A 23,187-nucleotide genomic window follows, 5' to 3' on the forward strand; every position below is an offset into this window, starting at 1 on the left:
CTATTTATTCTGAGAAAAGGAAGAACGGTTTTTCAAAAGGGTTTTTCATCTGAAAATCTGCCGGCGGCAATGCGGCTTCCTTTTTTGTTTTATACAAGGCTATATTTTTTAGTGTAACGGCACCGTTAACCGCAAAACCAAATTTCCCTCCTGCTTTAAGAATCGCAGCCGCATCGGTATACACTATTACCGCTTCGTTATTAAGCCATACAAACAGCTGGTTTCCGGCTTTTTGAATTTTCCAGCCCAGCCAGCGGTATTCCATCAGGAATTTCACCTTGGGAAGTTTCCCGATATTTCCGGTACTTTCAATATATCGTGTTGCAGGATGCTTATACAGCGAACGATCTTCTATCGCTACCCGATCTTCAAGCTGGTTTAACAATATCCCCACATATTTTTCTTCGTGAAGGTTGGCAATCACTTCAAACAAATAGGCATTTGGATCGACTAAGGTCGAAAAGGTCAGGATATAATTCTCGGGTAGTGTTTTATTACTGACTAATATTGCCCACTCTTTGTTACGGGTTCCGATAACCGTCCCTTCTTTAACCTGCCAATCGCCATTTACTGTATTCCATTTTTTGCTAAGCTGCTGCTTTGTAAAGTTTTCCTGAAAGACACTCCTGGTTTGTGCTCCGGTGTTCTGTAAACCGGTAATCGCGAGTATCCAAAACAACAGGACGGTAATTTTATTGCTATTTTTCATTTTCATTGGTATTGTTATATCTTACCGGTCTAACCAGGTATTTTTCTGCAAATGTGGTGATATCAAAATCTTTAAAGCTCAGGGTACCAAATTGCGCTTTCACGATATTACCAACTTCCGGTGAGTAGAATGCTTCCAGATATAACATTCCGTCTTTTTGATCCGGGCTGAAAACAGCAAAAAACTGACCTTTATTGAATACGTTGTAAAAGATAACGACATCCTGACCCGCACGCCCTAATCCGCCTCCTGTACCGCCAAAAGATGGCATCGGGCGGTATTCCCTGTTAAACATCTTATCATTGCTTGCAATTTCTTTCAATTCTCCGTTTACAAGCTGTAACAGCAGGGCTTTTGCTCCGCCTCCTTCCCTGACCTGTATGGACAGGTAGTAATCCTGAAAATCACGCGGTGTGTATTTCAAGCAAGAAAGTCCAACATAACCTTTTGCGATATGCCTGTCAAGCATTGTTTTTATACTTTCCTGTCCCCGTGTTTTATTTACGGTACCCAAAAGCATCGCTAACAACAATAGTTTTCCAGCACTTTTTGAAAATGCTGACGGAACACTAAAAAAGCTGTTCCTGATTAGTTTCTTCATCTTCATTATTCTTTTCTTTATTCATAAACTATTTCGCTATGACAATGCCATTAGCGCTTCATAATACAATGCTAAGCCTTCCTGATGTTTTTCCAGAAACAGGAACGGTTCGATCAGTTCCAATTCCATTAACAAAAAGGTTCCGTTTGCAATAATACCATCCACACGGGCATACAGGCATCCTTTTGCAAATTTATCGACATATTGCTGTGCCGTTTCAATGTACTGTTTATCGATTGCCTCGTCATGGATCGTGCCGCCGTAATAATGCTGTATTCTAAAGTCGCCCGACTTTGGTTTTTTTACAATACAATGGCTGTATTTTCCGTTAAAGAACAAAAAGGACCACTCGCCTTCCGTCTGGATTTCTTTCATAAAAGGCTGCGCAATAAAAGCTTCCTCCGCTAACAGGGCATGACCGTCTTTCTGGATCGACGCACAATTTTCCGGAGTAATCACCATCGTATTTTTCGCTCCGGCACTGATGCAGGGTTTGAAGATAATTTTATCAGTGTTAAAGTGTCTGAAAAACATTTCAAAATCCGGTTTTTCTCCTTTTTCTATAAAAAGAGACGGAATAACGCCGAGCCCGGCAGCGGCAATATCGTTCAGATAATGTTTGTCGCTATTCCATTTTACAACGGTGTACGGATTGAGTATTTGTATGCCAAGGTTGTGCAACCGGTCTAACCAGGCTGTAAATTCCCGGATCTTGTCGTGATAGTCCCAGGGCGCTTTCAGAATAACCGTTTTATAATCTGCCCAATTCACCTTAGAATCGGTCCATATTTCGCGGGTAATATCCAGCCCTTTTTCCTGCAGATAGTGTAATAAAAGTGTGTCTTCATCTGCAACATCTGCCGTTATATAGCGTTGCTGAATTTCATAACAAACGTAAGCTATTTTCATATTGTCTTCCTTAATAGTAAGCATTAAACGGAGTATTGTATGGTTTTAAACACTGCCATACGGCTACCTGTCTCCACCTATAAAGTTCTGACATTTTTTGCTATTTTATACGTTTTTTCTATAAAAAAGCGGTTTCAGGATATGCATTTAACGGAAGCGGTTTCCGGTTCTGTAACAGAAAAAAAAGGATACCATTCTAAAATAAAAAAATCCCGTTTAAACGGGATTTTCTTTAGCTTTTTGCTGTGGCAATTACAAATTTGAGTTTGTTCCGCACACCTATCTGTAACAAGTCCACCAGGTCCTGAACCTGTAAATTATACGGTATTCTTACTACTATGGTCTGTTCTTTCTGTGTCCCAAGCTTTTCCAGCAGCTTTGTTTCCAGTTCCTCAAACGGCACTTCCTGTTTGTCTACAAAATAGTGCTTGTCTTCGGTTACGGAAAGGCTGATAAACTGCTTGTTCGTTGTTTCTTTTGCTTCTGCTTTGGGCAGCATCAGATTGATAACATTCGGATTTGCCAAAGTGGAGATAATCAAAAAGAACAACAGTAAAAAGAACATAATATCACTCAAAGCAGAGGAAGCTACTTCGGCGTGAAAACGTCTGTTTCTTTTAATTCTCATTATTTATTCGGCTGTTGAATTATATTAATAAACTCTAATCCCTGACGTTGTACATTTAATGAAAAATGGTCGATCATCATATTGAAAAAGTGATAGGCTGCATACGCAATAACCCCAACAATTAATCCTAAACCACTACTGATCATTTTTTCATATAAACCACCTGAAATATTACCGATACTGATATTTTCAGTAATGGAGATCGTATAGAAAATTTTAATTACCCCGGAAATCGTTCCGATAAATCCTAAGATTGGCGCAATACCGGCTACAATACCCAGGTATCCTAATTTCTTTTCCATCAACCCCATTTCAATATTGGCGCTTTTTTCAATGGCCAGATCTATTTCATTAATCGGACGCCCGATAGTGTTCACCCCATTCTTAAGAACGGTTCCGTAGGCTGTATTTGATTTTTCACAGATCATCGCTGCCGACTGTATATTACCGGAGTTCAGCTGGTATTTTAATTCATTAAGCAACGAATTGTCCATTTTGGTTTGCTTCTTAATGTATAAATATCGTTCGATGATGATATAAAGTGTCAGGAAGAAAAGAATGAAAATGGGAAGTACCATGACCCCGCCTTTCATGATCAGCTGGAAAAAATTAACCGATTCAACCGCTGTATTGGCTACTACTGGTTCATTTACAACTGGTTCGGCGGAAACAGGATTAGCTTGCAATAAAAAATTAAAAATCATGTTTTATAAGTCGTTTTATTTGGGTTAAATATAAGTATTTGCTTTTTAAAATAGCAACTACTATACCATAAATAACGAAATTTAATGCCAAAGCGTATTTTTCCGTTTAAAAAATTTCACATACAAAAAGAGCCCGTATAAAACGGGCTCTTCTATTATTGATAAACGGAATACGTTATTATTCTTCCGTTTTGTTGTGACGAACTTCAATTTCTTCTCTTTCTTTCTTCGTAACCGTATCACAAAGAACCGGTGTAGCGATGAATAATGAAGAATAAGTACCCACTGTAATACCCACTAACATTGCAAAGATAAATCCACGGATTGACTCACCTCCGAAGATGAACATGATTAACAATACCAAGATCATTGTTAAAGATGTATTGATTGTTCTGGACAATGTAGTATTAATAGAGGTATTTACGATATCGTTGAAATGTCCTTTCGTATTACCTGCGATATACTCACGTACCCTGTCGAATACAATTACGGTATCGTTCATCGAGTATCCGATTACTGTTAGAATCGCAGCGATAAAGTGCTGGTCCATTTCCATGTGGAATGGCATGAATTTATAACAGAAAGAGTAGATACCCAATACGAAGATAACGTCGTGTGCTACCGCTGCAATAGCTCCTAATGAGTACTGCCATTTTCTAAAGGAAACCATTAAGTAAAGGAATACAATTGCCATTGATCCTAAAACTGCCCAGTAAGAGTTTGTTTTAATATCGTCTGAAACTGCCGCACTCACTTTTGAAGCCTGTAATACCCCGATTTTCTTACCGTCGAAAGTATTGATGAATTTGTCATACGTTAAGTCCTGAGAATAGTATTTCTTCAAGGCGTTGTATAATTTTTCATTTACTTCTTTATCAACTTCAGAACCGGTTTCCTGTACTTTATATTTCGTTGTAATTTTCAGCTGATTTGCATCACCGAATACTTTTGCTTCCGCACTACCAAAAACTTCTTCTTTCGATAAAGCATCTGCAATTTCAGAAGGCTCAATTACTTTTTCAAATTTAACCTGGAATGTTCTACCTCCTACGAAGTCAACACCTTCATCCAATCCGTTAATCGCGAACGACACACAGCTTAATACCACTACTAAACCAGAGAATAAATATGTCCATTTTTTAATTCCTAAGAAATCGAAATGGAAGTTTGTAAACCAGTTTTTAGTAATTGATGTTGAGAAATGCAATTTATCACCTCGGCTAACGCTCCAGTCTAATAACATTCTTGTAATGAAGATCGACGTAAATAATGAGGTAATAATACCAATTAATAATGTTGTAGCAAATCCTTTAATAGGTCCTGTTCCAAAAATCAATAGTACTAAACCGGTAAGGATGTGTGTAACGTTTGCATCGGTAATAGACGACATTGCTCCTCTCCATGTGAACGAGAACCGAACGGCTTCATCTAACGATTTTCCAAGCCTTAACTCTTCTTTTGCTCTTTCATAGATAATGATGTTCGCATCCACTGCCGTACCCATCGTTAATACGATACCTGCAATACCCGGTAAGGTTAATACCGCACCTAAGCTTGCTAAAATTCCGAATAAGAACAATAAGTTAACGATCAAAGCAATGTTTGCAAACCAACCTGCTTTTCCATAATAGAATACCATCCATAGGGATACTAATAATAAACCTACTAATGAGGATGTAATACCGTTATCGATAGCTTCCTGTCCTAATGACGGACCTACCACTTCCGATTGTACAATTTCTGCAGAAGCCGGTAATTTACCTGCTCTTAAAATGTTTGCTAAGTCTTTTGTCTCAGCTACGTCGAATACACCTGAAATTTCAGAACGTCCTCCTGCAATTGGTCCTGAAGATACTCCCGGAGCAGAATAAACGATGTTATCTAAAACAATCGCAATATTACTTTGTTGTGTATATGCTTTTCCTGTTAGTTCTTCCCATTTTCTTGCACCGGTTGCATTCATCTGCATTGTTACAGACGGGCGACCCATCTGGTCAAATGATTCTCTTGCATCCGTAATAACACCACCACTCATTGGAGGAATACCTTCTCTGTTTGCTTTTAAAGCATACAATTCAATTACGTTTGGTGATTTAGGGTTTAATTTACCCCATGCAAAACGAACATAACGTTGCTCTGCCGGTAATAAAGAACGGATATCATCTCTTTTTAAATAAGAGTTGATTTTTGCAGTATCTTTAGGATTAAAGTAAGCCAATACCGGGCTTCCCTGTTGTCCTCCACCTACAGCCAAATCCAATAAAGGATTGTTTCCTTTTTTAGCTGCTGCAGAATCTTTTGCTTTATTGGTTAACAATGAATCGATATCTGAAGTTTTTGGTGCTTCTTTCGTTTCAACTGTTGCTTTTTCTGTTTTTTTCAGTACTTCATTAGCTGCTAAAAGGAAGTTTCCGATTTCGTCAGACTTGTATGTTTCCCAAAATTCTAATTGTGCAGTACTTTGTAATAATTTCTTAATACGATCTACATCTTTTGCTCCCGGAAGCTCTACTAAGATTCTTCCAGATTCTCCTAATTTCTGGATATTAGGCTGTGTTACTCCAAATTTGTCGATACGCTCTCTTAATACTCTAAAAGCACTTTCTACAGACTCGTCAACTTTTTTTCTAAGTACTGTTTTCACCTGAGCGTCGGACATATCAAATTTGATTACATCACTTAAATTTCTGTTTCCAAAAATTTCCGGTGAAGCCAATTTTGTTGTTCCGTTTGCCTCTTTGTCAAAAGCAACGAAGAAAGCATCCAGATAACTTTGGTTTCCTTCTCTGTTTTTAGTTGCTTCAGCAATCGCTTTATTGAAAACTGGATTTTTTGAATTATTCGCCAATCCTTTCAATACGTCTTTAACTGAAATTTGAAGAATTACGTTAATTCCTCCTTCAAGGTCAAGACCTTTGTTAATTTGTTTAGCTCTTACTTCATCAAAAGTATGACCTAAAAAAACTTTTTCTTTACTAATAGAATCAAGGTAAGACAATTCTTTCTTAGAATCGCCATTAGCAAACGCCTTAGCCTTGCTCTCGATATTATTGGTAACAAATGTGAAGGAAAGTTGGTAAATACTTACCAATGCAAAAAGTATTGCAAAAAATTTAATGAGTCCTTTATTCTGCATTATTACTAAAAATTAATTATTCATTTTTTTCAAAAACGAGCAAATATATAATTTACCAAAAGATTAACCAATTAATTTGCTAATATTATCAAAAAAAAAGACTGCTTTCGGCAGCCTTTCGGTATTTATGAATGAATGTTTATACTAAAACTGATTTTAAATCGGCGTTCATCGCACGAACCGCATCGGCACTCTTGGCAAAAAGTGCTTTTTCGGCATCATTTAATGCGATATTCACAATTTCTTCTACACCGTTTTTACCGATGATACACGGAACACCGATGCAAATATCCTGCTGACCGTATTCTCCTTCCAGATATACCGAACAAGGAATCATTCGCTTCTGATCATTCAGAATACTGTCTACTAAAAAGGCTACAGAAGCTCCCGGTGCATACCAGGCAGATGTTCCCAGCAATCCTGTTAAAGTCGCTCCGCCTACCATAGTATCGGCCGCAACTTTATCCATCACATCCTGAGCTAAAAAGTCGGAAACCGGACTACCGTTGTAAGAAGCCAGACGGGTTAACGGAATCATCGTCGTATCGCCGTGACCGCCTATTACCATACCCTGAACGTCATTTGACGGCTTATCCAAAGCTTTGGACAAATAATATTTAAAACGGGAACTATCCAGCGCACCACCCATACCAATGATTCTGTTTTTTGGCAATCCGGTAGCTTTCAGCGTTAAATAAGTCATCGTATCCATAGGATTGGAAACCACTACAATAATGGTATCCGGAGAATATTTCAGTACATTTTCCGCAACCGATTTTACAATCCCTGCATTAATCCCGATTAATTCCTCACGGGTCATTCCCGGTTTTCTAGGGATTCCCGAAGTAATCACCACAACATCACTTCCTGCTGTCTTCGAATAATCGTTTGTACTTCCTGAAACTTTTGTATTAAATCCTGTTGTTGTGGCGCATTGCATGATATCCATCGCTTTACCTTCGGCAAAACCTTCTTTGATATCCAAAAGAACCACTTCGCTTGCAATTCCTCTATAAGAGATAACGTCCGCACAAGTCGCTCCTACATTACCTGCGCCCACTATTGTTACTTTCATAATATTCTAAATAAGTATTAAATTAATATGTTTTTATTGAGAAAACCAATATACAAATTTTATGTACGCAAAACACATAACCCCAAAAAAATACCGGTTTTTTTAAACAAAAAAGGATGTCATTTTCTGACACCCTTTTTTCTATTCTTTCACTAAGCATCAATCTTAGCGTAAACTGCATTTTTCTCAATAAATTCTCTACGAGGCGGTACTTCATCACCCATCAGCATCGAGAAAACCCTATCGGCTTCCGCCAGACTGTCAATAGATACCTGACGCAGCGTACGGAATTCCGGATTCATGGTTGTTTCCCATAATTGCTCCGCGTTCATCTCTCCAAGACCTTTATAACGCTGGATATTGGTTCCACCGTTCATTCTTTCTGAAATTTCATCACGCTGTGCATCCGTCCACGCATATTCTTTTTTGGTCCCTTTTTTCACCATATATAAAGGTGGGGTAGCAATATATACATAACCGTTTTCGATAAGCTCCTTCATATAACGGAAGAAGAACGTTAAAATAAGTGTAGAAATGTGACTACCATCAACGTCGGCATCACACATGATCACTACTTTATGGTAACGTAATTTTTCAAGGTTCAACGCTTTACTGTCTTCAGCAGTACCAATGGTCACCCCTAAAGCGGTAAATATATTTCGGATCTCTTCGTTTTCAAATACTTTGTGATGCATTGCTTTTTCAACGTTCAGGATCTTACCACGCAATGGTAAAATCGCCTGGAAAGCACGGTCACGACCTTGTTTTGCCGTTCCACCCGCCGAGTCTCCCTCGACAAGGAATACTTCACATTTTGCCGGATCCTGCTCAGAACAGTCGGATAATTTACCCGGTAATCCGCCACCGCCCATAACGGTTTTACGCTGCACCATTTCACGTGCTTTTTTAGCAGCATGACGTGCCTGTGCAGCCAAAATTACCTTCTGAACAATTATTTTCGCATCATTAGGATTTTCTTCAAGATAGTTTTCCAACATTTCTGCTACCGCCTGACTTACCGGCGAAACCACTTCTCTGTTTCCTAATTTTGTTTTGGTCTGTCCCTCAAACTGAGGTTCCGAAACTTTAACCGATACAATTGCTGTTAATCCTTCACGGAAATCATCCCCGGAAATTTCGAATTTTAATTTTTCTAATAATCCGGATGCATCCGCATATTTTTTAAGGGTTCTTGTCAAACCGCTTCTAAATCCCTGTAAGTGCGTTCCTCCTTCGTGTGTATTGATATTGTTCACGTAAGAGAAAATGTTTTCAGAATAGCTGTTGTTGTAAATCAGCGCCACCTCAACCGGAACTTCTCCCTTATCGGTTTCCATACTGATCACATGCCCGATAATAGGCTCTCTGTTACCATCTAAAAACTTAACAAACTCTTTTAAACCTTCTTTGGAATGAAACGTTTCTCCGGCAAAATTCCCGTCTTTATCCGTTTCTCTTCTGTCAGTAAGTGTGATTGTGATTCCTTTGTTCAGGAAAGACAATTCACGCATACGTGCCGCCAAAGTATCATAAGAGTACTCTGTTGTTTGTGTAAAAATGGTTCTGTCCGGTTTGAAGGTAACGATAGTACCTCTTTTTTCGGTTTCCCCTATTTGTTTAACCGGGTAAACGGCTTTACCTCTTTCGTATTCTTGCTCGTATATTTTTCCTTCTCTGTGAACAGTTGCACGCAAATGATCGGATAATGCATTAACACACGATACCCCAACCCCGTGTAAACCTCCGGAAACTTTATAGGAATCTTTATCAAATTTACCTCCTGCACCGATTTTCGTCATGACAACTTCCAATGCAGAAACACCTTCTTTCTTATGAATATCAACCGGAATACCACGACCGTTATCTTCAACGGTAACGGAATTATCTTCGTTAATGGTTACGTGTATAGTATCACAATGTCCAGCTAATGCCTCATCGATCGAGTTATCCACAACCTCATAAACCAAGTGGTGAAGACCTCTCGTTCCTACATCGCCAATATACATTGAGGGACGCATTCTAACGTGCTCCATCCCCTCAAGGGCCTGAATACTGTCTGCTGAATAATTGTTTTTCTTTACTTCTTCGCTCATAATTTATTTTCTAAAAAATGTAATTTTTCGTCTAACGAGCAAATATATGAAAACGCAGAGGATAATACACTAAAAATAACCCACATTAGGGTGTAAGTTATCAACAAAAAGGGTTTATAATCCTTAAAAAAGTCCTGTATTCCGCAATTCCCGAAATAAAAAAACGCCGGCAAATTACCGGCGTTTTTCAAACAAACAAACTAATCACATATGAAAAGATCATACTTCGGCTTTTACCGTTGCAATCGTAGGATCGGCTTTAACGTGAGCGGTATTCGCCCGTCCGCTCGGATCCTGATTTTCCTGCCATTTCGGTATCCATTTACGAACTGTTTTAGCAGCACTCGCCTGAGGGAAATGCTTGTGAAAAATGGTTCTGTAGAAATACGCTTCTTTGGTGGCCGGTGTGTTGTGCGGAAACAATTCCGCGGCTTTTTCCATTTCCTGATCGGTTACCCGGGCAGAACCGTAAGCAATCAGCTTATCGATCCAGTTGTAGCCCACCCCGTCTGAAAACTGTTCTTTCTGACGCCATAAAACACTTTCCGGCAGATATGGTTTTTCAGGAGTATCAAAGGCTTTTCGCAAAATGTATTTTTCAACACCGCCATAGGTCGCCGGTTGTTTTTCTTCCGGTTTTATTTTGATGGCAAGGTTTAAAAAGGCTTTGTCTAAAAACGGCACTCTCGCTTCCAGTCCGTGTGCCATGGTCGACTTATCCGCTCTCAGCAAATCGGCAGTAGCCAGTTTCTGAACTCTTTCAATCGTTTCTTTCTGAAAATCCACAGCCGAAGGCGCGTTCCGGAAATACAGGTAGCCCCCAAAAATCTCATCGGCTCCTTCTCCTGACAGCACTACTTTGATCCCTTTTTCGGTTATGGCTCTGGAAAGAAAATACATAGGCGTACTGGCTCTGATGGAGGTCACATCATACGTTTCAAGATGCCAGATCAGGGTATCCAGTATTTCAATTCCTTCTTCTATGGTAAAATAGATTTCATGGTGTTCGGTTCCGAGGTATTCCGCTACCGCTCTTGCTGCAATTACATCGGGTGCATCGGCATCCAGCCCGATCGAAAACGAATGCAGTTTTTGTCCGCCGGCTTCCTGTATCAGCCGGGAAGCGATGGATGATGTCAGCGAGGAATCCAAGCCTCCGGAAAGCAATACACCTATCGGCACATCACTCATCAGTCTTTTTCGAACCGCTTCCGTCAGTGTTTCGCGGATTGCTTTTAAATCCAGTTTTTCAACCGCTTTGGTATGGTCTTCCCATTGCGGCTGATAGTATTTTACAAACCCGGTTTTAGGGGAATAATAATGTCCCGGCGGAAAGGCGGCAAACGACTTGCACTGGTCTGCCAATGCTTTCATTTCGGAAGCAAAATAGATCGCCCCGTGTGCATCAATCCCGTAATATAACGGCTTTACGCCCAGCGGATCACGCCCGGCTATAAAATCATCGCCATCAATAACCACAAAGGCAAAAATTCCGTCGAGCATATCGCAAAATTCATAGCCGTATTCTTCATAAAGATGTACAATCACTTCCGAGTCGGAAGTTGTGCGGAAAGTATGGTGCTTTAAAACAGTATCACGCAGTTTCTGGTGATTATAGATTTCCCCGTTGTGAACCATCCACGCCGAACCGGTTCCCTGAATGGGTTGTTTTCCGGTATGCAAATCGACAATCGACAAACGCTCATGACTTAAAAAATGTCCTTTTTCGGTAAGGTGTAAATCACTTTCATCCGGTCCGCGATGGGACATTCTTTTCGACAATTGCTTTACCAATGCCGCTTCTGTCCCTTTTCCTATAACTGCTAATATCCCGCACATAACTTTATCTTTAATTGGTTATTATTACGAAACAAAATTGCCTTTATTAGTTTTAATTAAAAAGTAAAAATAATTATATAGTTATAATTTAAAACCAAAATAAGGTATTTAGAGTTAAATCAAAACATAAAGCATTCTTTACGGTGTGTTTTGATTATAGATTATAATTTACTCCTGCCCGGTTCCGGGTTCACTTTAGTGTTTTTAAAATCAAAAAGCCCGGACAATCGTCCGGGCTTTGGCTATTACGGGGTTATTTTCCGTCAAAAGGATTTATTTTAATGTTTTGGAATAGTCTTCCAGCAGCTTCTTTTCGTCCGCATGGAGCGACTCCATTCCTTTCCGGCTTATTTTTTCAAGTATACGGTCGACTTCTTTTTGTTTGCGTACTTTTTCGGCATTATACCGTTCGTCAATGGTATAGTTCCGTTCCTCCGTATGCTGTTTCACAGAAGGATTTTCTTTATTTTTCTTCATAAAGAAATAGGTCACGCCCGAAAAAATCAAAATGATCGTTAATGTTATCATGTCTTTTGTAAATAAAATAACCGCACAATTTATTTCACCTGTTTTCCTTGTACAAAAGTGTTTACAGGTTGTACATACGGAATTCCGTCAATATCCATGGTCATAATGTCCACATCAAAAATAACAAAGTCCGCCCATTTTCCTACTTCCAGGCTTCCTTTTTCGTTTTCTTCAAAATCCGAATAAGCCGCCCAGATGGTCATTCCTTTTAAGGTTTGCTCCCTCGTTAGCGCATTTTCCATCTGAAATCCGTTATCCGGAAAGTTTTTCAGGTCTTTACGCGCCACTGCGGCATAGAACGTGTACATCGGGTTTACTTCTTCAATCGGGAAATCTGTTCCCAAAGCTATCAATCCGGCTTTTTCAAGCATGGTTTTATAGGCATACGAATATTTCAGCCGTTTTTTCCCCAACCGGTCTTCTGCCCAGTACATATCGGAAGTGGCATGCGTAGGCTGCACGGAAGGAATGATTCCCAGCTTAAAATAGTCGAAATCCTGTTCTCTCATGATCTGGGCATGTTCTATTTTCCAGCGGCGATCCGGTTTTCCTTCCAGTACTTCTTTATAGATTTTCAGCAATACCGTATTGGTAGAGTCGCCAATAGCATGGGAATTCATCTGGTAATCGGAACCGGCAATTTGTTGGGCTATTTCCCTGATGGTCGGAATTGGCGACAGCAATGCTCCAAATTGTTTCGGCTTGTCGGAATATGGCAGGTGCAAACAGGCTCCTCTGGAACCCAATGCGCCATCGCCCATAAATTTAAACGAACGGACATTCAGTTTGTCTGTTCTATAGATTCCCAATTGGGTATAATGGTCCACATTTTCGCGGGTAGCCATTACCATTGCATAAATGTTGATGTCCAGAATTTTTTCCTGCTGCAGACTGTCGATCAAATCAATCACTTCCCGTTCCAATCCGGCTTCGTTAATGGTGGTCAGCCCGTATTTGAACATTTCTTTCTGAGCATCTACCAGAGCGCTGATCTGCGTTTTACGGGAAGGTTTCGGAATAATTGCCGAGATCAGTTCCATCGGGTTGTCTACCAGAATCCCGGTGAGTTTACCGTCTTTTATTTCGATCTGTCCGCCCTGGGTTTTGGTTTTGGTTGTAATACCTGCCAGTTCGAGTGCTTTGCTGTTAACAAGCATGGCGTGTCCGTCAATTCTGGTGAGCACAACCGGTATATCGGGAAAGTGTTTATCCAACAGTTCTTTTGTTGGAAACTCCTTTACTTTCCAATCGTTCTGGTCCCATCCTCTTCCCAGAATAAAGGTTTGTTTTTTCTCTTTTTGAAAAGCCAGGATACGGTCTATAATTTCCTGATAGCTTTGCGTTCCTCTCAGGTTAACCGCCTGCATGTTCATCCCCAGTCCGTAAAAATGGGCATGCGCATCATAGAATCCGGGATAGATGAATTTATCTTTGGCAACGATGACTTTCTTGGCACTGAATTTTTTAGCGATATCCGCTTTGTTTCCGATTGCAATTATTTTTCCGTCTTTTACCGCTAATGCTTCCGCCAATTGGAAGTCTTTATTTACCGTATAGATCTTCGCATCCGAAACAATTAAATCGGCTTCCTGCTTTTTTTGCGCATTTACCAGGGTTGTGACTGCACAAAAGGCAGCTATAATGTATTGTATCTTCATTCTTATTTTATTTATGCCACACTTTCGATAGTGTACCGGGAAGTATTGATTTCAAAGGTTTCGCCAACGGCTCCGCCCATCAGTTTATTCCCTAAAGGCGATTGGGGTGAAAGGGCAATAACGGTCGTGCCGTCTATGGTTATTTTGGGCAGTGCCGCACTCATAAACAGGTACATTCCGTTTGCTTTAATCAGGCTCCCTACAGTTATTTTAGCGGTTACCAGTGTACCGTCTATTTTTTCAAGGATGGCTTTCTGGCTGATGGCTTCCTTGAGTTTTGCACTTAATTTTTCCTGTTCCAGATGCATCATGGACAGGGCGGTTTCGTGTTTGTCTCCTGCAGATCCTTTGGCATCATTTTGTGCATCTTCTGCCAATCCGGAAATCATGTCCCGAAAAACATCGATTTTGTCCTGTAATAAAACGATATGGTGTTGGAGTATTTTTTGTTTGAATGTCATTTTCAGGTATTACGGTGAAATACAAAGAAACAAAATATCTGATTTATTTTCAGGGAATCGCTTTAAAAACAAAAGTCCTGTAAAGCATCGTGCTTTACAGGACTTTCCGTAGTATATTTTCCGGTTTAGAAATCGAATTTGTAGCTTGCCCCGATCAGGAACTGGAATCCCTGTACCGGATAGTTCAGCCAACGCTGGTAATTCTGGCTTGCCAGATTATTCGCTTTCAGATAACCCGTAAGGCGTTGGTTGTGTTTGTAACCTACGTGGGCATTTAAGTCAAAATAACTATCCAGTGTTACCGTTTTAACTGTAGGCTCCGTTAGAGCGATGTCATTGTACAGGAACTGGTCTTTGCGTTCTCCAACAAAGAATATGTTGGTTCCGGCATACCATTTTTCAGTGATATTAAAATCGAAATCGGCTCCTACTTTAACTGCAGGCATATTCCATGCTTCCTGCAAATCGGTTGTAAAACTGTTGAAGGTACCGTTAATACCAAATGTTACGTTTTTAGAGAAGTCCATTTTCAATTCCCCGAAGAAGCTGATGGTTTTTAGCTTATCGTAAACCACTCCAAATGAGTTTCCGTACACATATCCTTCGGTATTGGTGTTCGCAGTGTCGTAAATATTGCTGGTAAAAAAGGCTTTATCATCGTCACTTTTATAGGAACCTCTCACGTTATAGGCTACATTATTTGCCAGTTTTCCTTTTAATCCCACATAGATATCATATTGCTCACTTGTGGGTGCAATAACTAAGTTAGGAGCTACAAACTGGTTTTCGCCTACAAAATCGGCATAGGTGTTTTGTTTTAATCCGCCTTCCGCTCCGGCATAGGCAATCATTACATCGCCAACAACTTTATAGGATGCTTTTACCTGCGGATAAATATAGAATTTACCTTCACTTTCGTTATTCAGTTTACCAACATTGTAAAAAAGTCCGGCACCGGCCTGTACCGAAAGGTCGCCCTGCTGCAATAAGATACTTGGCTGTACTCCAAAATTCAGGTAGCTGTATTTCATTTCGCTTTCCGGAAGGTTGTAATAGTCTTTTTCAAAATTTCCGCCCACATAATCCACTACAAAATCGGCTTTGAATTTCTGGTCTTTGAAGTCAAAGTCAATTGACGGCTTTACAAAAAAGCGGTTTTCCGCACTTCCTTTGGCATCCCAGAATCGTTTGAATTGTAACGATGCTTCGTTGAAGTAGCTGTCTTTCATGCCCAGTCTTGCGCCCAGAGTTAGTGTTTGGTACGTTTGCTGTACATTCACACCGGCCATTGCCGCTTCATCAAACGGCAGGAAATCAGTTGGCAAGCCATACCAATTGTACAGTTGATGCTGGTACCCCAGATCGGCATTCCAGTTAAAATCCCGCTGCTTGCTTCCGTAAGTAAGGTCCAAAGATGTTTTGGAATATTTGTCATCCAGAATCACATCTTTAATACCACCCTGTGAAGACAGGTGGCGGAACATTCCGGCCACATATTCGGTATTGCTTAGGTTCTTCGTTACAAACAATTCTCCGTTCACCGTAGCGTAGTTTCCAAAGCCCAATGTAGCGTAGTTGTTGTACAGTTTTTCTTTTTGCGCTTTGTCCACACCTGCCGCTTTTCCTTTGGATGGCGTAAAAGTGGACGCTACCGGAAAAGAGAAAATGTTGTACTGGATTTCTTTTTTCTGAGTATTGTCTTCATCCTCAATTGTCGGGGTTTCCTTTACTTTAAAAGCATCCGATATTGTAGGCGTATAGGGTTTTACTACGTTTACCACTTCTGTTCCCAGGTTTTCATCTTTTTTCTGAGCAAACAGGGCTTGCCCTCCTGTTAAAAGTAGTATTACTGCGATTTTATATTGAAATGTCTTTGTCATATTTTGAATATTTACTATTAAGACGCTGTTTTTTTACAGGCTTAATTGGTAATTGATGAGTTACGTTTTGCTTCTTCCGACTTAATAAATGTTAGTTCTTTATTGGCTTCATCCACTACATCCTGGTAATTGGCGAAGTTTTTCACCACGCTTTCCAGTATGTAGGTTGCCTGGAAACTGTCTTTTAATCCGTAAAAGTTCTTAGCCATAATAATCAGTCCTTTTGCTCCAAAATATTTGTATCCGGAATAGTCTTTCGCCAGTTTCTGAACAGCAGTATTGGAGGCTTCAAATTTTCCGTCTTTGTTTTTAAAGTAGGCATCATAATACAAGGCTTCCGCTGCCAGTTCTCCTTTGGCAATGGTCAGCAATTTTGCATAGGCTACTTTTGCTTTTGTCTCATCATTGGATTTGATAGCCGAACGTGCCACGATAATCTGGGCATCACTTTTAATTCTGTCTTCTATTTTGGAGTTTGCCAAAACTTTATCGGCATAAATTACCGCGTTCGGATAGTCTTTTTGCTCGTAATATGACTTCATCAGGTTGGATTGGGCAAAAGTGACGTTTTGCGGGAAGTCTGCTTCCGTTTCCAGTCGTTTTAAAACCGGAATCGCTTTTGCGTAATCGTTTTTCTTCAATACGATTTCCGATAGTCTTGCCAGGGATTGTTCGGTAAATTCGTTACGGGATTTTCCAATTACATATTCGTAGTTTGGAATGGCGTTATTGCCTAAACCTTCGGCAAAATAAGCCTGTGCCAGGTAGAAATTGGCTTTCAGGGCCGAAATTCCGTTCGGGAAATTCGCCAGATAGCTTGTAAATCCGGAGATTGCCGGTTTCAGGTTGTTTTGCAGGTATTGTTTTTCGGCTGCTTCATAGGATGTTTTATCCAGATCGGCATCGGTTACGTCCACAAAATCCAGTGTTTTTACCCAGGTTGCATATTCGTCTACTTTTCCGGTATCTACATAGATCAAACGGGCGGTGGAAACGGCTTCCAATGCTTCCGGTGTTCTCGGATATTCGGCAACTACTTTTTTCAGTTTTGTTAATGCCTGCTGGTCTTTTTCGGCGTTATAGTAAATCAGTCCCTGTCTTAAGATCGCTTTTGCAGCATACGAACTGGTTTTATAATCCGTAATCAGGCGCTCGTATGCCTGCAGCGCTTTATCGGTATTGTTAAGCGTTACATAGGTATTTCCTGACTCATACAGGGCATCATCGGCATATTTAGAATTTGGATAAGCTTTTAAAAAGGCGTTCAGTTCTTCTACTTTTTTATCATTTCTGGAAACAAATCCGTATGAAATGGCTTTCTGGAAGTAGGCATAATCCGCATCCACACTTTTCAGGTCGATTACCTTATTGTAGGCCTCCATAGCCGGCCAGTATTTTGTTGTCACGAAATAGCTGTCACCCATTCGCAGATAGGCGTCATTTAAACGAACCTTATCGTCTTTGGCCATATTGATGTATTCCTGGAAGTATTTTGCCGCCTGTTCGTATTCTTTCGTTTTGAAATAGGTATAGGCTAAATCGTAATTGGCATTTTTATATTCGGGTGTGCCTTTTGCTTCCGCACTCCCTAAAAACTGTTTAAAACTGATCAATGCCTCACTAAACTGATTCAGCACATATTCCGTTTCCGCTTTCCAGAAAGTTGCCCGTGTGGTAAATTTAGCATCTCTTTGTTCTGCGATTGATTTTTTGAACAGCGCCAGCGCTTCATTGTAATTTCCGTCTGTATACAGCTCCAATCCCCTGTAAAACGTTACTTTCTGATACGCCAGTTTGTTTTCCGGAGTTTTGCTCTTTTCCAGCAGTACCAAAGCTTCTTTATAGTTTTTGGATGTGATATACGAGTTGATCAGCAGGGATTCTATTTCCTGTTTATAGGAAGTATTCGGGTATTTGTTCAGATACGCCATCAGTACTTCCGGCACACTTTGGTACGGGTTCCCGATATCGTAGCTCAGTTTGGCATAATTCAGATAGGCATCTTCCTGGATCTTGGTATCAAATTCCATTTCGGAGGCATTTTTGAATGCATTTAAGGCCTGTTGTTTTTTATCGGTTTTCAGATAACTTTCTCCCAGATGGTAGTATGCATTTTGCGCTACGACATCCTGGCCGTTGATGATTTTATTGAACTGCGCAATGGCATTTTCATAATCTCCGGCTTTGTAATAGGCATACCCCAGCTGGTAAAAATCGGTGTTGTTCCACTTCCCTTTTTTTCCTTTGTATTCCAAAAGGTACGGAAGGGCTTTATCATACTGTTTCAGGTTGAAATAGCTTTCGCCGATAATTTTGGACAGTTCGGATTTTTCGTTGGCATCCGATTTTGACAATTGCGGGATACCCAGATCGATCGCTTTCTGAAAATTGCCCAGTTTAAAGTTCATATCCGACTGAAAGTAGGACATTTTCTCTTTGTATTTATCTTTATCGGCTACCTGGTCGAAATACTGATTGGCATCTTTATAGTTATCCGTTTCATAGGCCATATAGCCTAAATAGTACTTCGCCTGCGAGCCGTATTCTTTGGAATTAACCACTTTATTGAAGTATTTTTCGGCTTCTTTTTTATTTTTTGCGGTGAAATAGCTGTATCCTTTCTGGAAATTGTAGCGTTCCTTATCGCTTACTGTCATGGCATTTTCATCCACTTTATCAAACCATTTCAATGCCTGAACATAATTTCCCTGGTCAAAATAATAATGGGCCACTTCAATATAGGCCTGATTTTGTTTGGTACTCGTTGGATAGTCTTCTACAAAATCTTCCATTAACTGGTCTGCTCCTGTCTGTTCCAGTCGAATCGCACAATTAGCGCTGTAGTAAGCACAATCCGCTTTTACATCGGTGTTTGCATTGTTGCTTTTCACCCGGTCAAAAAGAATCTGAGCCGCCTGATATTGTTTGTCTTTATAAAGCGTTAACGCTCTTTGATAATCGACTAAATCATGGGTATAGATGTTGGATTGTTGTGCAGCAAGATTCATTGCACCTAATGTGAGAGAAATAAATAACAGCCTATCTAATTTTCGCATTGTTTCTTTTTTTAAAAATCAAATATATCAAAATATACTTGTATTAACGTGGGTCTACTTTTGTTTATTGCAAGAGTTTCCCACAAAAACCAAACCAAATAAATTCTTTCAAAAATAAAATCGGCTTAATTTTTATTTTAAATTTTGATTGAGTATGTTTACTTATTACTTTTACCAAAATAAAACATTCTGATTATGTCGCAAACGATTCTTTCCCTAAAAGATGTAACTATTTATCAAGAAAATAATGTGGTTTTAGCCAATGTGAATCTCGATGTAAAAAATGGTGATTTCATTTATATCATTGGAAAAACAGGTTCCGGGAAAAGTAGTTTTATGAAAACGTTATATGCCGATCTGCCTTTAACGGAAGGTGAAGGAACGATTGTAGACTATGATCTGAAGACTTTAAAAGAGAAAGATATTCCTTACTTAAGACGTAAGTTAGGCATTGTTTTCCAGGATTTCAAATTGCTTCCGGACCGAAATGTTTTTGACAATCTTGAGTTTGTTTTAAAAGCAACCGGCTGGATTGAAAAAGAGGAAATGCGGGTACAGATTGATGAAGTGCTGGACAGAGTGGGCATGAAAAATTTCAGTAAAAAAATGCCGCATCAGTTATCCGGAGGAGAGCAGCAGCGTATTGCAATTGCAAGAGCATTGCTGAATGATCCGGAATTAATCCTTGCCGATGAGCCTACCGGAAATCTGGATCCTCAAACGAGTGTGGAAGTGATGGAAGTTTTAAAGAAAATCAACCAGAACGGAAAAACAATCCTGATGGCTACCCACGACTATGCTTTATTGATGAAATACCCGTCTAAAACACTGAAATGTGAAGACCAAACGTTGTTTGAAGTAGTTCAGAGAACGGTTTAAAATATCATGAAGATACCCAAAGCATTATTGATAATCCCGTTTTACAATGAAAGCGAGCGCATTGCAATACATGACTATACCACGGCCTTTCAGGAATATGCTTCAACCGATTTTTTATTAGTTAATGACGGCAGTACCGATACTACTGCTTCCGTTTTAATGGCTTTTCAGCAGGCATACGCTAATGTGAGTACACTGCTTTTGCCGGAAAATGCCGGAAAAGCAGCAGCAATCCGCACCGCTGTTCTGAATGCGCCAACGGATCAATATGCCTATATCGGTTATCTTGATGCCGATTTAGCCACACCCATAATGGAACTGATTAAAATGCTTGCCTTTGCCGGTGAAAATCCGGAGTATCATTTTATTATGGGAAGCCGTATTAAAAAAATGGGAAGCCAGATTGTACGCTACCAGTACCGTCATTATTTCGGACGTGTTTTTGCAACAATTGTCAGCAATTTTATTTTAAAAACGCCCATTTACGATACACAGTGCGGTGCAAAAATAATCGAGCAACAGTTAGCCGTACAATTATTCGAACAGCCGTTCCTGACCCGATGGCTTTTTGATGTGGAACTGCTTTTACGGTATAAAAAAGGGAATAAAAATTTCACCAACCAGGTATATGAATACAGTTTAAATACCTGGATTGAAAAAGGAGCCAGTAAAATTACCCTGAAAGATTTATTCGGCTTTCCTTTTCAGCTGCTCAAAATTTACCAAAAATATGATTAAAAGGCTTTTAAATCTTGCTTTAAAAAATCCCGTTAGTGCTTTGATCCTGTCGGGTATTTTAATCCGTATTTTTATTATCAGCCTTTACCAGCACATTACCATATTTCCCGATTCTGAAGGGTATATCGAATTAGCCAATCTATTGGCAAACAACCAGCTTTCCGGTTATAACGGACAAAGAAGCCCGGGATATCCGTTGCTTTTGGTATTGGCCGGAAATAGTTTAAGTCTTACCGTTTTACTGCAATTTATACTTGGTATTTTCAGCTGCATACTGGTTTACAGGAATGTACTGCTTTTAAAGTTCAGCCCTGAGAAGTCGTTTTTTATAGCACTGTTCCTGAACAGTATTTTACATGTACTTTTTTATGAAACGGCAATCCTGACCGAATCCCTCACTTTTTTCGTAATCACGTTGATTTTCTATATTTTCCTGAAGTATTTTTTTGAGAATTGTTCGTTAAAAATGATGTTTTTGCTGAGCTTTTTGTTTGGTTTCCTGGTACTGATCAAGCCTTTTTATTTTTTCCTGCCTTTTCTTTTTTATGCTTTTTCTGTACTGAAAGGTTTTACACTCCGCCGGATCATCAACAAAAGAATCGTTATCCTGATCTTTCCGCTGATGTGTTTCTTCGGCTGGTCCTATGTCAATAAAATCAATACCGGTTATTTTGTTCCTACAACCTTTTACGGCATAAACATTGCGCAGAACTGTGTGCATTTTGCCGAAAAAACGCCTGATAAATACAAAACAATCCGCGATATCTACGTGAAGCACCGTGAGATCGCCAAAAAAGAGAACAAAGATGTTTCGATGAGCATCTGGTATGCTTACGACGAGCTGATTGCCACGACCGGTTTATCTTTTGTTGATTTATCCTATCAGTTAAACGAATTCAGCAAAGAAGCCATTCGCGACAATCCGAAGGAATATTGCTACCAGGTACTGGTTTCCTGGGCCGATTTCTGGAAAGTAGATATGTACTGGAATTACCGCGATTTTAAAGTTCCTTATTCCAACAAGTTTTTTATTAGCATCTGGTATATCCAAAGTACGGTATTGCAGTTCCTGAAAATTGCTTTTATACTGCTCATTCCCGTTCAGCTTTATAATTTCCTGCGCAACCGGAAAATAACACATGAACTGGTAATTACCCTGATCATTTTATGTACATCAATCCTGCAGGCAATTGTAACCTACGGAACGAATGCAAGGTTCAGCTATCCTTTTGAGTTTTTAATGGTACTGGTCGTGTTTTTGTATTTCGAGAAAAAGAAGTTTAAAATCAAAGCCGGATAATCCGCAATAGCGTAAAGTCTTATCGGCAGCCTGTTCTTTCTCTTTTAGTGGCCCGGATTATTAAAAAAAGTCCTTTATTTGTAAAATTATCGTCCATTACCATTCATCATGCTCTCAATACTTATCCCAATATACAATTATGATATCAGCAAATTAGTTGACGCTATTGCCGGACAGGGAAAAGTCATGAATATTCCCTTCGAAATAATCGGTTGGGATGATTGTTCCAATGATGAAAACAGTACCGCTAAAAACAGTTCTTTAGCAGACAAATATTCTTGTTTCCGTTATTATAAAAATGAGAAAAACTTAGGCCGTACGTACACCCGTAATTTACTTGCTGAAAAAGCAGAATACAACTGGCTATTGCTGCTTGATGCTGATGTATTGCCGGTTTCGGACACTTTTCTGCTAAACTATATCAATGCGATCAGTAAGTCTAACGATGTGGTTTTCGGAGGCTACCAATATGCCCGTACACATGATGATGCCGCAACACACCTGAGATGGAAATTCGGTACTTACCGGGAGTCGCATACTGCTATTGTCAGAAATGAACGGCCTTATCATTATATCTTTTCCGGAAACCTGATGATCCGCAAGGCTGTTTTTCGTTCGATAGCATTGCCCAATGAGAATTTTTACGGTATGGATAATTATTTCTCCTACCAGCTCTACAAACAGCAGCGAACTGTTTTTCATATTGACAATCCGATATGGCATTTAGGATTAGAAAAAAATGAGGTGTTTTTCTCGAAATCACTGGAATCCGTTAGAATACGAAAACACTATCTCCCTGAGTTAGCCGGGAATGAAGATATCAATTCGTTATTGAAAAACTACCGCATGCTGAAACGTTTTTACCTTGACGGCATTGTTAAATTAGGCTTTTTGCTTACGGAACCGCTGCTAAAAAAAATGATTTTAGGGAAGAAATCAAACCTGTTCTGTTTTGACTTATACCGTTTGGGTTATATTTGTTCTTTAAAGTGA

Annotated in this window: 18 protein-coding genes; 4 read left to right on the forward strand and 14 right to left on the reverse strand. The window is 39.7% G+C overall.

The features are described 5' to 3' along the window. Positions 1-4 precede the first annotated feature (4 nt). From BGO42_RS16720 to BGO42_RS16785, 14 genes are all read right to left on the reverse strand, one after another. Positions 5-709 (reverse strand): hypothetical protein, encoded by a 705-nt coding sequence (locus BGO42_RS16720; RefSeq protein WP_273243806.1) that lies wholly within the window; start codon positions 707-709, stop codon positions 5-7. Continuing rightward, positions 699-1,310 (reverse strand): hypothetical protein, encoded by a 612-nt coding sequence (locus BGO42_RS16725; RefSeq protein WP_273243808.1) that lies wholly within the window; start codon positions 1,308-1,310, stop codon positions 699-701. The genes BGO42_RS16720 and BGO42_RS16725 overlap by 11 nt, the downstream gene beginning before the upstream one ends. Positions 1,311-1,346: 36 nt before the next feature. After that, the gene (locus BGO42_RS16730; RefSeq protein WP_273243810.1) at positions 1,347-2,243 is read right to left on the reverse strand and encodes an ATP-grasp domain-containing protein; all 897 of its coding nucleotides are present in this window, start codon (positions 2,241-2,243) and stop codon (positions 1,347-1,349) included. Between the two features lie 208 nt (positions 2,244-2,451). After that, positions 2,452-2,847 (reverse strand): ExbD/TolR family protein, encoded by a 396-nt coding sequence (locus BGO42_RS16735; protein ID WP_177735794.1) that lies wholly within the window; start codon positions 2,845-2,847, stop codon positions 2,452-2,454. Beyond that, positions 2,847-3,551 (reverse strand): MotA/TolQ/ExbB proton channel family protein, encoded by a 705-nt coding sequence (locus BGO42_RS16740; RefSeq protein WP_177735795.1) that lies wholly within the window; start codon positions 3,549-3,551, stop codon positions 2,847-2,849. The genes BGO42_RS16735 and BGO42_RS16740 overlap by 1 nt, the downstream gene beginning before the upstream one ends. A gap of 178 nt (positions 3,552-3,729) precedes the next feature. Beyond that, entirely contained in the window at positions 3,730-6,687 is a 2,958-nt protein-coding gene (secDF, locus tag BGO42_RS16745) for a protein translocase subunit SecDF (RefSeq protein ID WP_177735796.1), read from the reverse strand. A gap of 139 nt (positions 6,688-6,826) precedes the next feature. Beyond that, positions 6,827-7,762 carry a malate dehydrogenase gene (gene mdh / locus BGO42_RS16750; protein WP_273243813.1) on the reverse strand — a complete coding sequence of 312 codons (936 nt, stop codon included), beginning with the start codon at positions 7,760-7,762 and terminating at the stop codon, positions 6,827-6,829. Between the two features lie 152 nt (positions 7,763-7,914). Next, positions 7,915-9,855: a DNA topoisomerase (ATP-hydrolyzing) subunit B gene (gene gyrB, locus BGO42_RS16755; RefSeq protein WP_177735798.1), complete on the reverse strand. Its 1,941-nt coding sequence runs from the start codon at positions 9,853-9,855 to the stop codon at positions 7,915-7,917. 219 nt (positions 9,856-10,074) lie between these two features. After that, the gene (gene asnB / locus BGO42_RS16760; RefSeq protein ID WP_273243816.1) at positions 10,075-11,694 is read right to left on the reverse strand and encodes an asparagine synthase B; all 1,620 of its coding nucleotides are present in this window, start codon (positions 11,692-11,694) and stop codon (positions 10,075-10,077) included. 273 nt (positions 11,695-11,967) lie between these two features. Further along, positions 11,968-12,222: a DUF6576 domain-containing protein gene (locus BGO42_RS16765; RefSeq protein ID WP_177735801.1), complete on the reverse strand. Its 255-nt coding sequence runs from the start codon at positions 12,220-12,222 to the stop codon at positions 11,968-11,970. A 29-nt stretch (positions 12,223-12,251) separates the two neighbouring features. After that, positions 12,252-13,880 (reverse strand): amidohydrolase, encoded by a 1,629-nt coding sequence (locus tag BGO42_RS16770; protein ID WP_273243818.1) that lies wholly within the window; start codon positions 13,878-13,880, stop codon positions 12,252-12,254. Between the two features lie 11 nt (positions 13,881-13,891). Next, positions 13,892-14,341, reverse strand: coding sequence for a hypothetical protein (locus BGO42_RS16775; protein ID WP_273243820.1), 450 nt, complete (start codon positions 14,339-14,341; stop codon positions 13,892-13,894). A 125-nt stretch (positions 14,342-14,466) separates the two neighbouring features. Further along, complete coding sequence (locus tag BGO42_RS16780; RefSeq protein WP_273243822.1) at positions 14,467-16,221, reverse strand: porin family protein; 1,755 nt, start codon at positions 16,219-16,221, stop codon at positions 14,467-14,469. Between the two features lie 41 nt (positions 16,222-16,262). After that, a complete protein-coding gene (locus BGO42_RS16785) occupies positions 16,263-19,277 on the reverse strand; it encodes a tetratricopeptide repeat protein (RefSeq protein WP_273243824.1) in 3,015 nt (1,004 codons plus the stop codon). A gap of 195 nt (positions 19,278-19,472) precedes the next feature. On the opposite strand from BGO42_RS16785, the gene BGO42_RS16790 reads away from it, so the two are divergent. From BGO42_RS16790 to BGO42_RS16805, 4 genes are all read left to right on the forward strand, one after another. Continuing rightward, entirely contained in the window at positions 19,473-20,156 is a 684-nt protein-coding gene (locus tag BGO42_RS16790; protein WP_177735810.1) for a cell division ATP-binding protein FtsE, read from the forward strand. A 6-nt stretch (positions 20,157-20,162) separates the two neighbouring features. Next, positions 20,163-20,894, forward strand: a complete 732-nt coding sequence (locus BGO42_RS16795) for a glycosyltransferase (protein WP_273243826.1) — start codon at positions 20,163-20,165, stop codon at positions 20,892-20,894. Further along, a complete protein-coding gene (locus BGO42_RS16800; protein ID WP_273243828.1) occupies positions 20,887-22,194 on the forward strand; it encodes a hypothetical protein in 1,308 nt (435 codons plus the stop codon). The genes BGO42_RS16795 and BGO42_RS16800 overlap by 8 nt, the downstream gene beginning before the upstream one ends. A gap of 108 nt (positions 22,195-22,302) precedes the next feature. Further along, the gene (locus tag BGO42_RS16805) at positions 22,303-23,187 is read left to right on the forward strand and encodes a glycosyltransferase family 2 protein (RefSeq protein WP_273243830.1); all 885 of its coding nucleotides are present in this window, start codon (positions 22,303-22,305) and stop codon (positions 23,185-23,187) included.

The sequence above is a fragment of the Flavobacterium sp. 40-81 genome, from assembly GCF_001898245.1.
In the GTDB taxonomy this organism is placed as follows: domain Bacteria; phylum Bacteroidota; class Bacteroidia; order Flavobacteriales; family Flavobacteriaceae; genus Flavobacterium; species Flavobacterium inviolabile.

Coding starts and splice junctions, on each gene's coding strand:
- BGO42_RS16790 (WP_177735810.1), top strand. CDS start 19,473: ATGTCGCAAACGATTCTTTCCCTAAAAGATGTAACTATTTATCAAGAA.
- BGO42_RS16725 (WP_273243808.1), bottom strand. CDS start 1,310: ATGAAGAAACTAATCAGGAACAGCTTTTTTAGTGTTCCGTCAGCATTT.
- BGO42_RS16765 (WP_177735801.1), bottom strand. CDS start 12,222: ATGATAACATTAACGATCATTTTGATTTTTTCGGGCGTGACCTATTTC.
- BGO42_RS16785 (WP_273243824.1), bottom strand. CDS start 19,277: ATGCGAAAATTAGATAGGCTGTTATTTATTTCTCTCACATTAGGTGCA.
- BGO42_RS16795 (WP_273243826.1), top strand. CDS start 20,163: ATGAAGATACCCAAAGCATTATTGATAATCCCGTTTTACAATGAAAGC.
- BGO42_RS16775 (WP_273243820.1), bottom strand. CDS start 14,341: ATGACATTCAAACAAAAAATACTCCAACACCATATCGTTTTATTACAG.
- BGO42_RS16770 (WP_273243818.1), bottom strand. CDS start 13,880: ATGAAGATACAATACATTATAGCTGCCTTTTGTGCAGTCACAACCCTG.
- mdh (WP_273243813.1), bottom strand. CDS start 7,762: ATGAAAGTAACAATAGTGGGCGCAGGTAATGTAGGAGCGACTTGTGCG.
- BGO42_RS16735 (WP_177735794.1), bottom strand. CDS start 2,847: ATGAGAATTAAAAGAAACAGACGTTTTCACGCCGAAGTAGCTTCCTCT.
- BGO42_RS16805 (WP_273243830.1), top strand. CDS start 22,303: ATGCTCTCAATACTTATCCCAATATACAATTATGATATCAGCAAATTA.
- BGO42_RS16780 (WP_273243822.1), bottom strand. CDS start 16,221: ATGACAAAGACATTTCAATATAAAATCGCAGTAATACTACTTTTAACA.
- asnB (WP_273243816.1), bottom strand. CDS start 11,694: ATGTGCGGGATATTAGCAGTTATAGGAAAAGGGACAGAAGCGGCATTG.
- secDF (WP_177735796.1), bottom strand. CDS start 6,687: ATGCAGAATAAAGGACTCATTAAATTTTTTGCAATACTTTTTGCATTG.
- BGO42_RS16730 (WP_273243810.1), bottom strand. CDS start 2,243: ATGCTTACTATTAAGGAAGACAATATGAAAATAGCTTACGTTTGTTAT.
- BGO42_RS16740 (WP_177735795.1), bottom strand. CDS start 3,551: ATGATTTTTAATTTTTTATTGCAAGCTAATCCTGTTTCCGCCGAACCA.
- BGO42_RS16800 (WP_273243828.1), top strand. CDS start 20,887: ATGATTAAAAGGCTTTTAAATCTTGCTTTAAAAAATCCCGTTAGTGCT.
- gyrB (WP_177735798.1), bottom strand. CDS start 9,855: ATGAGCGAAGAAGTAAAGAAAAACAATTATTCAGCAGACAGTATTCAG.
- BGO42_RS16720 (WP_273243806.1), bottom strand. CDS start 709: ATGAAAAATAGCAATAAAATTACCGTCCTGTTGTTTTGGATACTCGCG.